Here is a 14,878-nt window from a genome sequence, read left to right as displayed (position 1 = left end):
GCCGTGAAGATCCTGCACACCTCCGACTGGCACATCGGCAAGGTCCTCAAGGGACAGTCACGGGTCGCCGAGCAGGTGAAGGTGCTGACCCAGGTGGTGGAGGTCGCCCGCGCCGAGCAACCCGACCTGGTGATCGTCGCCGGTGACCTCTACGACACCGCCGCGCCCACCCCGGAGGCGACCCGGCTGGTCACCCGCGCGCTGACCGCGCTGCGCAACACCGGGGCGCAGGTGGTCGCGGTCGGCGGCAACCACGACAACGGGCCGGCACTGGACGCCCTGCGCCCGTGGGCCGACGCGGCCGGGGTGGCGCTGCGCGGCAGCGTCCGGGACACCCCGGAGGAACACCTGGTCGACGGGGTCACCGCCGGTGGCGAGCGGTGGCGGCTGGTCGCCCTGCCGTTCCTGTCCCAGCGGTACGCGGTCCGGGCGACGGAAATGTACGAGCTGACCGCCGCCGAGGCGAACCAGACGTACGCCGACCACGTCGGGCGGCTGATCCGGCGGCTCACCGAGAGCTTCACCGAACCGGACAGGGTGCACCTGGTCACCGCCCACCTGACCGTGGTCGGCGCGATGGCCGGCGGCGGCGAGCGGGAGTCGCAGACCGTACTCGGGTATGCGGTGCCGGCGACGGTCTTCCCGACCAACGCGCACTACGTGGCGCTCGGCCACCTGCACCGGTCACAGCAGGTGCCCGGACCGGCCCCGATCCGCTACAGCGGGAGCCCTCTCGCGATCGACTTCGGCGAGGAGGAGAACCGGCCCTCGGTCACCATTGTCGAGGTCGGCAACAGCACCGCCGCCCGTACCCGTGAGGTGCCGATCACCGCCGCCTCGCCGCTGCGTACGGTCCGGGGCACCCTCGCCGAACTGGCCGAGATCGAGGCGCCGGACGGGTGGCTGCGGGTGTACGTACGCGAGACACCCCGGGCCGGGCTGCGCGAGGAGGTGCAGGCCCTGCTCCCCCGCGCGCTGGAGGTCCGGGTCGATCCGGAGCTGTTGGCGGCGGCCACCCGTACCCGGGCCGCGCCACGGGCCGGTCGCTCGGCGCGGGAACTGTTCGGCGACTACCTGGACAGTCGGGGCCCGGACGACGACGGCGTACGCGACCTGTTCGACGAGCTGTACGAGGAGGTGGGCGGGTAGTGCGTCCGCTCCGGCTGGACCTGGCGGGCTTCACCGTCTTCCGGGAGCCCACCACGATCGACTTCACCGACGCCGACTTCTTCGCCCTGGTCGGGCCGACCGGTTCGGGCAAGTCGACGGTCCTCGACGCGATCTGCTTCGCCCTCTACGGCACCGTCCCGCGCTGGGGTGGCAGCCGGGGCATCGCCAACGCCCTCGCCCCGTCGGCGGTCGAGGCGCGGGTCCGGCTGGTGTTCGACTCCGCCGGCTCCCGTTACGTGGCGACCCGGGTGGTCCGGCGGGACAGCCGGGGCAACGTCAAGACCGGCAACGCCGGCCTGCAACGGATGCCCGACGGGTTCGACGTGACCAAGCTCGACACCGGGATGAGCCCGGAGGACCTCGGCGAGGCCCTGGCCGGCACCCCGGCCCAGATGGACCAGGCGGTGCTGACCGCGGTCGGCCTGCCGTACGAGCAGTTCACCAGCTGTGTGGTGCTACCGCAGGGGCAGTTCGCGGACTTCCTGCACGCCAAGCCCGCCACCCGGCAGCAGATCCTGATCAACCTGCTCGGGCTCGGCGTCTACGAGGAGGTCCAGAAGAAGGCGACCGAGCGGGCGACCGCGGCGGAAGCACGGCTCACCACGGTGAACCAGGTGCTGGAAGGGCTGAAGGACGCCGACGAGGAGACCCTGACCGCCGCCACCGAGCACGTCGGCGCGATGCACCGGCTGGCCGACGACGTGCGGGCCGCCGTACCCGAACTGGAACGGGCCCGTGCGGCGGCGGACGCGGCGGCTGCCCGGCTGACCGCGCTCGACGGCGAACTCGCCGAACTGGACCGGATCCACCCGCCGGCCGACGTCGCCGCCGTGGCGCGGGCGGTGACCGACGCGCGGGCCGTGGCGGCCGAGACCGTCGCGGCGGTCACCCTGGCCGAGGAACGCGAAGAGAAGGTACGCGGCGAGCTGGCCTCGGCCGGGGACCAGACCCTGCTCCGGCTGCTGTTGCAGGCACACACCGAACGGGACCGGGTGGCCGCCGAGGCGGAAGCCCTCGGGTCCGGGCTGACCGGCGCCGAGACCGACCACACCGCCGCGCTGGCCGCACTCGACCGGGCCCGCGTCGACGCCGAGCGGGCGTCCGTGGAGTTGGAGGCGGCGCGTAGGGCGTACCAGGAGGCGCAGACCGCCGACCGGGCCGCCGCGCTACGCGGACACCTCACCGCAGGGGAGCCGTGCCCGGTCTGCGAGCAGGAGGTGCACGTGGTGCCGGCGGTGCCGGCCGGTTCCGCGGTGACCGCCGCCGAGGCCGCCGGACACACCGCCAGGACCACCGCCGACGCCGCGAACAAGGTCCTCACCGAACGCGAACGGGCCGCCCGCGCCCTGGAACGCGACCTCGACCGGGCCCGTGCCCGGCACGACCAGCTCGCCGCCGCACTGTCCGAACTGGACACCCGGCTGGCCGACTCGCCCGGACCGGCCGCCCTGCGCCGTGAACTCGCCGCCCTGGACAGGCTGCGCGGCCAACTCGACCAGGCCGGTACGGCGGTCCGCACCGCACGGGAGGCGTCCCGGCGGGCCCGGACCGGCGTCGAGGCAGCCGAGGAACGGGTCCGGCTCGCCGGCCGGGAGTTCGACACCACCCGCGACCGGATCGCCCGGCTCGGCCCGCCCGCCGCCGACCGGGACGACCTCGCCGCCGCCTGGGAGGTGCTGCGCGACTGGGCGCAGCGGGAGGCGGACCGCCGACGGGCCGACCGGGTCGACGCCGCGAGTGCGGTGGCGCAGGCACGGGCCGCCGCCGACACCGTCGCCGCCGGGATCGCCGCCCTGTTCACCGCCGCAGGGGTGCCCGCCGGCAGCCCGACGGGCCGGTCCGGCACCGACCCGGTGGCCGCCGCGGCGGTCGCGGTGGTAGCCGCCGAGGCCGAACAGCGGCGCCTGGCGCAGCGGCGGGAGCAGGCCGACCAGCTCACCGAGAAACGGGTCGAACACGAACGCGCCGCCCGTACGGCACGGTCGTTGGCGGGGCACCTGCGGGCCAACAACTTCGAACGGTGGCTGCTCGCCGAGGCGCTGGACCTGCTGGTCGACGGCGCCTCCCGGATCCTGCGCGAACTGACCGGCGGGCAGTACGAACTCACCCACGACAAGGGCGAGTTCTACGTGGTCGACCAGCACGACGCCGGGCTGCGCCGGGGCGTACGGACGCTGTCCGGCGGGGAGACGTTCCAGGCCTCGCTGGCCCTGGCACTGGCCCTGTCCGAGCAACTCGCCGGCCTCTCCACCACCACCGCCAGCCTGGAGTCGATCCTGCTCGACGAGGGCTTCGGCACGCTCGACGTGGCCACCCTCGACACCGTCGCGGCGACCCTGGAAACCCTCGCCGCCCGGGGTGACCGGATGGTCGGCGTGGTCACCCACGTACCGGCGCTGGCCGAACGGGTGCCGGTCAGGTACGAGGTCAGCAAGGACGCCCGTACCGCACGGGTGGAGCGGATCGGATGACCGGGACCCAGGAGCCACCGCCCCGGCTCTACGTCGACGGCTGGGACCCGTCCTACGGTGCCTCGTTCGAGGCGGCCGGCGGACCGGCAGCGCCGAGCAGCGCACAGGTCGACGCGACCGTGGAGATGCCGGCGGACGAGTGGCGGGCGGTCGGCGTACCGGAGGGTCTGCGGCCACCGGACGTGGTGCTCCTGGTCGACGGGGTACGCCGGATCGACGCCAGCGTCTGGACCCGCGAGCACGACGGTGCCTCGTACCCCGGCATCGCCGCCTCGTACGCCGCAGGCGTGGTCCGGTGCGACCTGCGGCGCGGGGCGGCCGAACTGGCCGGGTCGCAGGTCAGACGGGGGCTGTTCACCGCCAGCCCGTCGGCCGGGGACGTGCTCGCCGGTCAGGTCCGCTACACGCTGCACCGGGTCGGCGGCACCGGTGAGCTGAGCAAGCTGCCGGCCGCCGTACAGGGGCCGCTGACCGCCCTGGAGGTCGAGGTCTCCGACGCGGCCAGGACCGACGACGACCTGCTGATCCTGGACGGGCCGCTGCGCAACCGGCGCGACCTGCCACGTGCCATCGGCTACATCAAGACCCAGCACAGCCAGTACCTGGACGCCGGGCTGACCGCCGTGGTGACCCGGCTGGCGCCGGGGGAACGGTCCCCGGTGTTCAAGCTCGGCACCGCCTGGGGCGGCTACTCCTGGTACCTGCGGCTGCCCGGGACGACCGGTGCCCCGTGGGCCGGGATCGTCCGGGTTGAGTGCTCGGCCGAGCTGAGCGTCCCGGAGGCGATCGGGCTCGCCGACCGGTCCCTGGTGACGCTGCCCCGGTTCGCCTCGTCGCCGTACAAGGATCCTCGGGCACCGCAGAACCTGATCCCGATCGCCGGGCTGGAGCGCCGGCTGCGAGCCCTGCTCGGCGACGCCCGCCTGCTGCACCGCACGCTGACCGTGGCCGCCAACCGGCTCCCGCGCTGATCCGGTGACGCTGGCCATGGTCGCCGGCCCGGTCGGGGTCCGACCGGCGATACTGGCGGGTATGGCACGCAAGCGAGGTCCGGACCGGCTCGCCGTACGGGTCGACACCGGGCTCGCCGAGCTGGTGCCCGACCCCGACCGGCCGCGATCGTTCACGCTCAATCTCGACGGCACCCCGCAGTCGCACGTCGACCTGGACGACCCGACCCACCTCGAATTCGAGTACATCCGCCGGATGGCCGCCGCGATCGACCTGGTCGCCCCGGCCGGTACGCCGCTGCGGGTGCTGCACCTCGGCGGCGGCGCGCTGACCCTGCCCCGGTACGTGGCGCAGACCCGCCCCGGCTCCACCCAGCGGGTGGTGGAGATCGACGCCGCCCTGGTCGAACTGGTCCGCCGGGAACTGCCGTGGCCACCGCAGGCCCGGCTGAAGGTACGGGTCGCCGACGCCCGGGAGGCGCTGACCGGATCACCGGAGGACTCCTACGACCTGGTGGTCGCCGACGTGTTCGCCGGTGCCCGGACCCCGGCCCGGCTCACCTCGGTCGAGTTCGCGGCCGAGGTGGCACGGGTGCTCCGCCCGGCCGGCAGCTACCTGGTGAACGTCGCCGACGGGCCGCCGCTGAAGCACATCCGGGGTCAGGTCGCCACGATCCGGTCGGTGCTGCCGATGGCCTGCCTGGTCGCCGACGCGGCGGTGCTGCGCGGTCGCCGGTACGGCAACCTGGTGCTGGTCGCCGGACGGGTGCCACCGCCGGTGGCCGAATTGACCCGCCGTGCGGCCGGTGACTGGTTTCCCGGCCGGGTGCTGGCCGACGAGGAGCTGGAACGGTTCGTCGGCGGCGCCAAAATAGTGGTGGACGCCACGGCGACCGGTTCCGCCGCGCCCCCGGCCGGCACCTTCGGCGTCGCCGGGTGATCCGTACCACTCGGGGTCGGGTGAGCCGCTCCGCATCGGGCTGAATCACGGTCGTCCAGGATCCGGTGCATTGCCGTTGATCCGTTCCCGGTTCTGATCCGTACCCCTCGGTGGCTGGATGACCGGAAGCGGAGGGGTGAATGCACACGGTGACCGAAGAACGGCCCGCCGACCTGGTCCGGGCGGACTGGGTGCGCGCACCCCAGCCGCGACGGGATATCGAAGCCGGGGGCGGTATCGACGCCCGGATCGCGGCCCGCAATGATGTTCGCGTGACGCCACGATCGGCTACCGGCCGCCACCAATCCGGATCAGCCGAGGCCAACCGTTCAGACGATCTGGTCCGGCTCCTATATGAGCAGCATGCCGGCCCTCTGTTGATGTTCGTCCTCCGGCTCACCGGCGGGGACCGACAGCGGGCGGAAGATGTCGTACAGGAAACGCTTCTGCGTGCCTGGCGAAACGCGCACCGGCTCGGTGCCCAGGGACAGACGTCCCTGCGGCCCTGGCTGGTCACCGTCGCCCGCCGGATCGTCATCGACGAACATCGCAGCGGGCAGGCCCGGCCGGCGGAAACCTACGACCGCGACCTGGAAACCTTTGCCGAAGCCGACGAAACCGAACGGGTGCTACGCCTGATGACGGTTACCGACGCACTCCGCACGCTGAGCGACTCGCATCGGGAGATCCTGGTCGCCACCTATTTCCGGGGCCGTACGGTCCCGGAGGCCGCCGAGGAGTTGGGGCTGCCGCTGGGCACCGCCAAGTCCCGGGTCTACTACGCGCTACGCGCCCTGCGGACCGCGCTGCAACAGCGGGGGGTGACCGAATGAGCCGGTCCGACCACTTCGACGTCGCCTCGTACGCGCTGGGCGTGCTCGACGAAGAGGACACCATACGGTTCGAGGAGCACCTGGCCGACTGCTGGGCCTGCGCCGGTGAGCTGGAGTCGATGCTGCCGGTGGTGGACCTGCTCGCCGAGGTCGACCGGGACGACCTGGCGGTGATGGAACGGGCGACCGCCGACGACACCATGGTCACCCGCGCGCTCACCGTTGTCGGCCGGGACCGGCGCCGGGCCCGCAGCCAGCGGATCCTGAGCCTGGCCGCGGGTGTCGTGGTGGTGGCGCTGCTCAGCGGGCTGGCCCTGGTGGCCGGCGCGAACTGGGTCGGTGGCGGTTCGAACACACCCGCTCCGTCCGGACCTGTGGCCCAGGTCGGCGCTCCACCGTGGACCAACGGCAGCTTCCCGGACGTACCGAACGCGGAGAAGTTGTCCGTCACCGACAAGGACACCGGCGTCCGCGCCGACCTGCTGCTCGACGCCCGGCCGTTCGGCACCCAGGTCTCGTTCGCGCTGCGCAACCTCACCGGCCCACGGGTCTGCCGGCTGGTGGTGCTGCGCAAGAACGGCGACCCGGAGGTGTTGTCGAGCTGGACCGTGCCGACCGAGGGTTACGGCACACCGGCCCGCCCGGAACCGCTGCTGCTGCAGAGCACCACCTCGGCGCCCCGCGCCGACATCGACCGGATGCAGATCCAGGCGCTCGACGACAAGGGAGCCGCGACGGCGCTGGTCACCATTCCCCTCTGAGCGCGGGCGCGGAAGGTCCGTTGTCGCACTCCGGGTATCAATATTGATGCGCATGAATAAGATCCTTATGATTCCCTCATGCGTGCCCGCCGCGTTACCGTGCCGATCGTCCTCGCCGCGCTGCTGACCCTGCCCATGGTCGGCACCGTGAGCGCGGACGACGACCCCGCGCTCACCACCCCCGGCGCCCCGGTCGTGGTGAGCAACGAGCCGCACACCCTCACCCTGTCCTGGGCGCCCGCCGCCTGGGCGGGTGAGCCCGGTGGCACCGAACCGATCACGTACGAGGTGCGGGTGCCGCTCGGGCCGAACGTCTACCGCAGCCTGGCGAGCACCACCGGCACCACCGTCACGCTGACCGACCTGGCCCCCGGCACCGAATACCGCATCGCCGTCGGCGCCTACACGATCGGCGGCTACTCCGACACCTCGCCCGTGACGACGGTCCGCACGGCGTACGGCCTGGCGAAGGTCGAGTACCTCAACCTCGACTGGTCGCCGACGAACAACCAGATCCAGTACGTCACACGGGTGACCAACACCGGCACCGGGCCGCTCGACCTCGCCACCGTACGGGTCCGTTACCACCTGGTCTTCGAGGGCGGCAACACCTCGTTGGTGATTGAGTGCGACTGGGCGGCGCTCGGCTGCGAACGTACCCGGCGCACGTTGCAGTACTTCGTCCCGCCCGGCCCGCCGCCACCGCCGCCCGGTGGTCCCGGGGGCACGCCCCCGCCGACCCCGACACCGACCCGCTACCCGCTGCCGGGGACGCCGGTTCCCGGCTGGGTCGAGCTGACCTTCACCGACGGGATCCTCGCGCCGGGCGAGTCGTCCGGGCCGATCCAGCTCCGCCTGCACCGGCACAACTGGAGCAACCTCGACGAGCGGGACGATCCGAGCTGGCGGTCCGCCACCGGCGCCTGGGTGGAGAACCACCGGATCACCCTCGACGTCGCCGGTGTACGCGAGTTCGGCGACACGTACTCCTAAGGCCCGGGCTGACCGCCCCTCTGGGCGGGCCAGCCCGGGCGGTTGCCGATCCGGGTTACGGGCGGATGGACAGGGTGTGGTGGAAGACGTCGCGGGGGTCCCAGCGGGCCTTGACCCGGCGCAGGCGGGGGTAGTTCTCCTTGTAGTACAGGGCGTGCCAGGGCACCCCGGACGTGTTCCACCCGGGGTCGGCCAGGTCGGTGTCCGGGTAGTTGACGAAGGAGCCGTCGTTGACAGGGCCTGGCACCGGGACGCCGCCGGTGTCGGCGTACATGTCCCGGTAGAACTCGCGGATCCACCTCAGGTGCCGGGCCTCGTCCTTCGGGTCCGCCCAGGCCACGAGGTAGAAGAGCTTCAGGATCGAGTCGCGCTGGGCGGCGGCGGTCGCGTCCGGCGCGACGGCGTTGATCTGTCCGCCGTACGAGTTCAGGCTCAGCGTCCCGCCCACGATGTCGTAGTCGTCCCTGGTGAGGTGGCGGTGTACGACGTCCACCTGTCGGTCGGTGAGGCGCCGCCGCAGGTAACCCGCCTTGGTCTTGAGCCGCCACCGGCCGGGGTCCTCGCCCGGACCGCGCAGCGCCGAGGCGAGCCACGGTAGTCGCTGCTGCGTGCGGGCCGAGGGCGGAGCGAACCCGGCGCTCAGCGCGGCGACGTGCTCGTCGAGCAGCCGTTCGGCATTGGCGCCGGCCACCTGCCCGAGCATCAGGATCCGGCCGGACTGGCGGCGGAAGAGGAGCAGCTCGCTGTAGAGGCCGGCGTACGGCGCACCCGGTCCGCTGTGTCGCTCGAACCATCGCCCGTGGTTGCCGACCAGCCGCGCGAACGCGTCCGGGCCGAGTCCCTCCCAGGACCACTCCATCTCGAACGTCAGCACCGAGGCCGGCGGTTGGGGTAGCAGCCTTGTCGGGTCGACGCCGCGTGCGCCCGGCGTACGGAACCAGTAGCGGGTGACGACGCCGAAGTTCCCGCCCCCGCCACCGGTGTGCGCCCACCAGAGTTCACGGTTGGGGTCCGACGGCTCCCTGGTGGCGACCACACTCCGTGCGGTGCCGTCGCGGTCCACGACGACCACCTCGACCGCGTACAGGTAGTCGACGATCAGGCCGAGCAGCCGGCACAGCGGCCCGTATCCGCCGCCCTGGACGTGCCCACCGGCACCTACCTCCGGGCAGTAACCGCCGGGGATGGTCACCCCCCACCCCAGGAAGAGCCTCCGGTACACCTCGCCCAGCGTCGCGCCCGCCTCGACCGCGAACGCGTTGTGGTTCGGGTCGAAGTAGACGCCGGTCATGCCCGACATGTCGATGACCACGCGTACGGCCGGGTCGTCGACGAAGTTTTCGAAACAGTGCCCACCGCTGCGCACCGCGACCCGCTTGCCGGCGCGTACGGCCTCCTGGACCGCCCGTACGACATGGTCGGTCGTACCCACGACGCGTATCTGTTCCGGCGTGCCCTCGAACCGCAGGTTGTAACGACGCTGTACGAGGTCCTGGTACCGCGGGTCGTCCGGCGTGACCCGGATCGGGCCGAACGGTGGCGGCCACGCCGGTCCCGGCGCGCCCGACGCGGGTGACGCCGCCAGTCCCTGATGGACGGCCACGCCGGCCGCGGCGGCGACGGCTGTCCTGCGTAACAGGCTCCGCCTGGTGTGATCCCCCATGGACGTGTCTCCTTCGTGCTCGGTGGCGACCTTGCCGGACCGACGCTACGCAGGGTGATGCGCCCGGAAAATCCCGCTGACCGGAGGCTTGAACCGGGGGCTGGCACCACCATCGATGGGGGCGTGGGGGTGCCGCGACCACTCTGCCGGCGGCCACGACGAAGATTCCCGATTCGCGGAAGGGAACCTAGGTGGCGGGCAGATCGGCCCGGCCGCCGAGGCGACGGAAGGTGTCGTGGGTGGGCGAGCCGGGCTCGGCCACGTAGACGATCAACCGCTGGTCGGTGTCGGCCAGGAGCAGCACCTGGCACTCGAACTCGAGCGGGCCGACCTCCGGGTGCGCCACCCGTTTGACGATCCGCCGACGAACCTCGACGTCGTGGTCCGCCCACAGCTCGGCGAACCAGGTCGAGCTGCCGAGCAACTCGGTCACCAGCTCCTCGATCCCCAGGTCCCCCGGGTAACGCCCGTACGCCGCGCGCAGGTCCGCGACCGAACTGCGGGCGAACCGCACCGCGTCGGCGTCCTCCCAGTGCTGGTCGTCGGCGGGCCGGCGGAACATCCAGCGGATCGTGTTGCGGTCGGACTCCGGGACCGCCGACAGGTCCCCGACGAAGTACGTCGCCAGCCGGTTCCAGGCCAGCACGTCGTACTTGGCGTCGACGACGTACGCCGGGGTCTCGACCATCGAGTCGATCAGGTGCCGTACGCCCTCGGTCACCTCCCGGCTCGGTCCGACCGTCGCGGGCGGGTTCTCCCCGGCGATCCGGAACAGGTACTCGCGCTCGTCCCGGGTGAGCATCAGCGCCCGCGCCAGCGCCATCAGCACCTGCCGGGACGGGTGCGGGCCCCGCCGCTGCTCCAGCCGGATGTAGTAGTCGATCGACATCCCGGCGAGCTGTGCCACCTCCTGCCGGCGCAGCCCCGGCGTACGGCGACCGATCCCCTCCGGCAGGCCGGCGTCACCGGGCCGCAACCGGGCCCGCCGGCTGCGCAGGAACGCCGCCAGCTCGTCGCGCCGCAGCCCGGACCCGTTCGCCGTGCTCGTCGCCGCACCGTTCGCCGTGTTCATGACTTCCATGGTGCTCCGCGTGCCGTGCCCACCGCACCCGGCGTGGGTGGTATCGCCAGTCCCAGCCTCGACGCGTCTCTCCCGCCCGGCCGCGCCCGGCGGCACGCTCGGATTCATGACCACCAACATGACCGTCCTGATCACCGGGGCGAACAAGGGAATCGGACTCGCCACCGCCAGGCAGCTCGGCGGGCGCGGCTACACCGTCCTGGTCGGCGCTCGGGACCCGGAGCGGGGCCGGGAGGCCGAACGGGTGCTGCGCGACGGCGGGGCCGACGCGTACGCCGTGGAGCTGGACGTCACCGACGAGGAGTCGGTCGCCCGGGCGGCGAAATTGATCTCCGACCGGTACGGACACCTGGACGTACTGGTCAACAACGCCGGTATCGCCCGGGGCGACGGGACCGGTCGGCCGAGCGAGACCACCCTGGCGACCCTGCGCGAGGTGTACGAGACGAACGTCTTCGGCGTCGTAACGGTCACCAACGCCCTGCTCCCGCTGCTGCTGGCCGCCCCGGCGGCACGGATCGTCAACGTCTCCAGCGAGGTCGGGTCGATCGGCATCATGACCGATCCGGCGCATCCCCTGTTCCCGATCGCCTCGGTGCCGTACCCGTCGTCGAAGTCGGCGCTGAACATGGTGACCGCCATGTACGCGAAGGAACTGCGGGACACCCCGATCAAGGTGAACGCGGCGAATCCCGGTTACTGCGCGACCGACCTGAACGGCAACAGCGGATTCCGTACGCCGGAACAGGGGGCCGAGGTGAGCGTCCACCTGGCCACTCTGGGTGAGGACGGGCCGAGCGGGCTGCTGTGGGGCTTCCTGATGGACGGCAGCGACTCGTACGGGGTAATGCCCTGGTAGAGCCGTCCATCAGAACGGGTACGGGAAACCGGCCGCAACAGTTCAACGGTTTGCTGTGAAATTGTCCACCGTCTATCACCTCATCCGCCGGCCGGTAATCGCCGTACTTCCCCGTGACCTGCCAAGCTGAGGAGGACACGTGGCACTGATCAAGCGAACCGCGACCATTGCGAGCACGCTGGCCGCAATGACCGTGGTGGCCGCACTGACGGCCTGCGCCCCGGCCGGGTACGACCCGACCCAGCCCGCCGCCGACACCGAGCCGGTGGCGAACGCGGCGGCCGAGGCGGCGGCAGCGCCGAGTGCGACCCCGGAACCGTCGGCCTCCGCCGCGCCGAACCCGCCGTCGAACGCGCCTCTCACCACCGAACTGAACGGCAAGAAGGTCGCCAAGATGGGTTCGGTGGTCACCGACCAGAAGGGCTGGATCCTCTACCGGTTCGACAAGGACTCGGCCAACCCGCCGACCAGCAACTGCAACGGTGACTGCGCCCGGCTCTGGCCGCCGTCGCTGACCGACGGCAACACCGAGGTGACCGGGGTCGACGAGGACAAGGTCGGCGAGGTCACCCGCGAGGACGGCACCCGCCAGCTCACCATCGGCGGCTGGCCGGTCTACCGCTACATCGGTGACCTGAAGCCGGGCCAGTGGAAGGGCCAGAAGGTCGGCGGCACCTGGTTCGTGGTCGCTCCCGACGGCAAGAAGAACCTGAGCTGCCTGCCCGAGGGCACCCCGAAGCCCGTTCCGCTGCCGCCGGCCGACGGCGAGGGCGGTGCCGCCGAGAGCACCGGCGGCGACTCCTACTCGTACTGACCGGTGGCCACCGACGCGGCGGCCGGCCGTTGCCGAACAGGGCGCGGCCGGCCGTCGCCGGTGGTCGGTCGGAGTTGTCCGCTCAGCTCGCCGCGGCGAGCCGCCGTGGGGCGGCCGGTTCGGCAGCCGGCACCGGAACCGGTGCGGAGGCCGACACGGAGACGGGTGCGGGCACGGTGATCGTGGTGCTGGCGAGCATGGTCCGGGTGATGGAGGTGAAGGCGTGCGGGGCGTTGACCGCGACCAGACCGACGAGTCGACCCTCGTCGTGGTAGCCGACCAGCACACCGGCGCGGGCCACGTCACGACGCCCCGGACGGAGTTCGGTGACGGTCACCTCGGCGTTACCCGGCAACTCACCGCAGACCTGGATGCGCAGCCCGTACTGGTCGGACCAGAAGCGCGGCACCAGGGTGACCGGCTCCACCGCCCGGTCCCCGGCGAGCAGGGTGTGGGCGGCGGCCCGGCCCTGCTGCAACGCGGCGATCCACTGTCCACAGCGGACGGGCCGGGCGGAGTAGCGCAGGTTCGGCCAGCGGGCGACGGTGCCGGCGGCGACGATTCCCTCGGCGCCGAGCACGCGCAGGCTCTCGTCGCACAGGACCCCGTCGGTGATGTCCAGACCGGTGCTCTCGAGCCAGTCGACGTCCGGTCGCTCGCCGGTGGTGGTCACCACCAGGTCGGCCTGGATCTCGTCGCCGTCGTCCAACTCGACCAGCCAGCCCCGGCGGCGCCGGTTCAAACCGGTGACCCGGCGGCCGAGTCGCAACTGCACCCCGTCGCGGGCCACCTCCTTTCCGACCAGCCGGCCGACCGTCTCGCCGACCGCACGCCCCATGACGTACGGCTTCGAGTCGATCAGCACGGCGTCGCGGGCCAGGGTGCGTACCGCGGAGGCGACCTCGCAGCCGGTCAGGCCGGCACCGATCACCACCACCCGGTCGGCGTCACGCAGGGCGGCACGCAGCGCCCAGGCGTCGGCGAGCGTGCGCAGGGTGTGCAGGCCGGGTTCGCCCACCGGCCAGTCGCGCGGCAGGGCCGCCCGGGCACCGGTGGCGATCACCAGTCCGTCGTACCCGAAGCGTTCGTCGGTGTCGGTGGTGACGATCCGGCGATCCGGGTCCAGGTGCACCGCACGCCGGCCGAGATGCCAGGTGATGTCGGCGCCGTCGAGCACCGGCATCCGTACGTCGCTGGGCCGCCGGTGTCCGGTGAGCAGACCCTTCGAGCAGGCCGGCCGGTCGTACGGAGCCTCCGGCTCGCCGCCGAGCACCCGTACGTCGCCCCGGAAACCGGCCCGGCGCAGCTCCTCGGCGGCGGCCACGCCGGCCCGTCCCGCTCCGACCACCACCACCCGGTCGTACGCCGAGCGTGGTCCACGCCGCCTCACGGCGCACCGTCGCGGCGGTGCACCCCCGTGCCGCTGCCCGAGGGGACGGATCGCGGACCCGGACGGGGTCGGGGTCGTCGGGCGGCGCGGGTGGGCCGGTCAGGTTCGGTGTCCGGATCGGACGGTGGGTCGAGGTCGAGGTCGACCGGGAGCGGGGTCAGCACGGTGGTCGGCACGCGGTTGAGGGTAATCGCCCGTGCGGGGCAGACTTCGACGGCTCGGATCACCGCGTTCGTCTGGTCGGCCGGAACCATGGCCTTGTACGCCAACCGCCCGTCGCCGCGCAGGGTGAACACGTCCGGCGCCTCGTGTTCGCAGAAGCCGAACCGGGCGCACCGGTTGGCGTCGACGTCGATGGTGATCTCCTGCCCGCGTCGCCGCCCGGTGAACCGCTCGCCCAGGTCACGACGCAGGTCGGTGGCCCACGGAGTGGTCGTGAACCAGAGCGCCACAGTGGACAACCAGGCAACCAGTACGCTGCCCCAGACGGCGGGCGGCCCGACATCCGAGCCGGAGATCAGCACGTGTGCGACGAGCAGCATGAACGCCACGTACGTCAGCGCGTGCAGCGCCCGCCACCGGGAGTACCCCAGCCGACGCTGGATCAGTACGGACAGCGTGGTGGCGAGGAGCAGTTCCAGCGCGATCACCCCGACCCCGATGCCGATCGGGTCGTCCGGATTGAGGAAGGGGATGAACTGGTCGACCAGCCGGACCGGGCCACCGGGTGAGGCGAGCTGGACGAGGGCGTGCACCAGGCCGAGACAGAGCCCGAGCAGGGCGATCGTGGAATGGGTGGCGTGTGCGGTCGAATGCCGGATCCGGGTCAGCGCCCAGCCGTTGCGCAGGACCAGGCCGGACAACACCGCGAGCCAGAGCAGGAAGAATGAAATAAATCCCACGGTCGCGGCGATGAGATGGACGCTTTCCTGCGCACTGCGCACGCCTGCGGT

13 protein-coding genes are annotated in these 14,878 nt (G+C 72.3%); 9 read left to right on the top strand and 4 right to left on the bottom strand.

Annotated features, from left to right (window positions below; all coding sequences use genetic code 11):
- Positions 1–3 precede the first annotated feature (3 nt).
- From ACWEFB_RS24700 to ACWEFB_RS24670, 7 genes are all read left to right on the top strand, one after another.
- Positions 4–1,149 (top strand): metallophosphoesterase family protein, encoded by a 1,146-nt coding sequence (locus ACWEFB_RS24700; protein WP_452289031.1) that lies wholly within the window; start codon positions 4–6, stop codon positions 1,147–1,149.
- Positions 1,149–3,641, top strand: a complete 2,493-nt coding sequence (locus ACWEFB_RS24695) for an AAA family ATPase (protein WP_452289029.1) — start codon at positions 1,149–1,151, stop codon at positions 3,639–3,641. Before ACWEFB_RS24700 ends, ACWEFB_RS24695 begins: the two co-directional genes overlap by 1 nt.
- On the top strand, positions 3,638–4,612 hold the full coding sequence (locus ACWEFB_RS24690; protein WP_452289027.1) for a hypothetical protein: 975 nt from the start codon (positions 3,638–3,640) through the stop codon (positions 4,610–4,612). Before ACWEFB_RS24695 ends, ACWEFB_RS24690 begins: the two co-directional genes overlap by 4 nt.
- A 61-nt stretch (positions 4,613–4,673) precedes the next feature.
- A complete protein-coding gene (locus ACWEFB_RS24685; RefSeq protein WP_326560146.1) occupies positions 4,674–5,531 on the top strand; it encodes a spermidine synthase in 858 nt (285 codons plus the stop codon).
- Between the two features lie 140 nt (positions 5,532–5,671).
- Positions 5,672–6,364 carry a sigma-70 family RNA polymerase sigma factor gene (locus ACWEFB_RS24680; protein WP_326560147.1) on the top strand — a complete coding sequence of 231 codons (693 nt, stop codon included), beginning with the start codon at positions 5,672–5,674 and terminating at the stop codon, positions 6,362–6,364.
- Entirely contained in the window at positions 6,361–7,125 is a 765-nt protein-coding gene (locus ACWEFB_RS24675) for an anti-sigma factor family protein (RefSeq protein ID WP_452289024.1), read from the top strand. Before ACWEFB_RS24680 ends, ACWEFB_RS24675 begins: the two co-directional genes overlap by 4 nt.
- A gap of 78 nt (positions 7,126–7,203) precedes the next feature.
- Positions 7,204–8,118 (top strand): fibronectin type III domain-containing protein, encoded by a 915-nt coding sequence (locus tag ACWEFB_RS24670; RefSeq protein ID WP_452289022.1) that lies wholly within the window; start codon positions 7,204–7,206, stop codon positions 8,116–8,118.
- Positions 8,119–8,173: 55 nt separating this feature from the next.
- Here the strand turns inward: ACWEFB_RS24670 and ACWEFB_RS24665 are convergent, their stop codons facing one another.
- Entirely contained in the window at positions 8,174–9,781 is a 1,608-nt protein-coding gene (locus tag ACWEFB_RS24665) for an FAD-binding oxidoreductase (RefSeq protein ID WP_452289020.1), read from the bottom strand.
- Positions 9,782–9,968: 187 nt separating this feature from the next.
- Positions 9,969–10,853: a helix-turn-helix transcriptional regulator gene (locus tag ACWEFB_RS24660; protein WP_452289018.1), complete on the bottom strand. Its 885-nt coding sequence runs from the start codon at positions 10,851–10,853 to the stop codon at positions 9,969–9,971.
- A gap of 115 nt (positions 10,854–10,968) precedes the next feature.
- Here ACWEFB_RS24660 and ACWEFB_RS24655 point away from each other — a divergent pair, with 115 nt between their 5' ends.
- Together ACWEFB_RS24655 and ACWEFB_RS24650 are read left to right on the top strand one after the other, a co-directional pair.
- Positions 10,969–11,721, top strand: a complete 753-nt coding sequence (locus ACWEFB_RS24655) for an SDR family oxidoreductase (protein WP_452289016.1) — start codon at positions 10,969–10,971, stop codon at positions 11,719–11,721.
- A gap of 139 nt (positions 11,722–11,860) precedes the next feature.
- Positions 11,861–12,535 (top strand): hypothetical protein, encoded by a 675-nt coding sequence (locus tag ACWEFB_RS24650; protein ID WP_452289014.1) that lies wholly within the window; start codon positions 11,861–11,863, stop codon positions 12,533–12,535.
- A gap of 82 nt (positions 12,536–12,617) precedes the next feature.
- On the opposite strand, the gene ACWEFB_RS24645 is transcribed toward ACWEFB_RS24650, so the two are convergent.
- Together ACWEFB_RS24645 and ACWEFB_RS24640 are read right to left on the bottom strand one after the other, a co-directional pair.
- Positions 12,618–13,925, bottom strand: a complete 1,308-nt coding sequence (locus ACWEFB_RS24645; RefSeq protein WP_452289012.1) for an NAD(P)/FAD-dependent oxidoreductase — start codon at positions 13,923–13,925, stop codon at positions 12,618–12,620.
- Positions 13,922–14,869: a ferric reductase-like transmembrane domain-containing protein gene (locus ACWEFB_RS24640; protein ID WP_452289010.1), complete on the bottom strand. Its 948-nt coding sequence runs from the start codon at positions 14,867–14,869 to the stop codon at positions 13,922–13,924. The genes ACWEFB_RS24645 and ACWEFB_RS24640 overlap by 4 nt, the downstream gene beginning before the upstream one ends.
- Positions 14,870–14,878: the final 9 nt, after the last annotated feature.

It is taken from the genome of Micromonospora sp. NPDC004704 (genome assembly GCF_053601675.1).
This window is presented reverse-complemented; position numbering and strand designations above follow the sequence as displayed.

Coding starts and splice junctions, on each gene's coding strand:
- ACWEFB_RS24690 (WP_452289027.1), top strand. CDS start 3,638: ATGACCGGGACCCAGGAGCCACCGCCCCGGCTCTACGTCGACGGCTGG.
- ACWEFB_RS24685 (WP_326560146.1), top strand. CDS start 4,674: ATGGCACGCAAGCGAGGTCCGGACCGGCTCGCCGTACGGGTCGACACC.
- ACWEFB_RS24680 (WP_326560147.1), top strand. CDS start 5,672: ATGCACACGGTGACCGAAGAACGGCCCGCCGACCTGGTCCGGGCGGAC.
- ACWEFB_RS24675 (WP_452289024.1), top strand. CDS start 6,361: ATGAGCCGGTCCGACCACTTCGACGTCGCCTCGTACGCGCTGGGCGTG.
- ACWEFB_RS24670 (WP_452289022.1), top strand. CDS start 7,204: ATGCGTGCCCGCCGCGTTACCGTGCCGATCGTCCTCGCCGCGCTGCTG.
- ACWEFB_RS24665 (WP_452289020.1), bottom strand. CDS start 9,781: ATGGGGGATCACACCAGGCGGAGCCTGTTACGCAGGACAGCCGTCGCC.
- ACWEFB_RS24660 (WP_452289018.1), bottom strand. CDS start 10,853: ATGAACACGGCGAACGGTGCGGCGACGAGCACGGCGAACGGGTCCGGG.
- ACWEFB_RS24655 (WP_452289016.1), top strand. CDS start 10,969: ATGACCACCAACATGACCGTCCTGATCACCGGGGCGAACAAGGGAATC.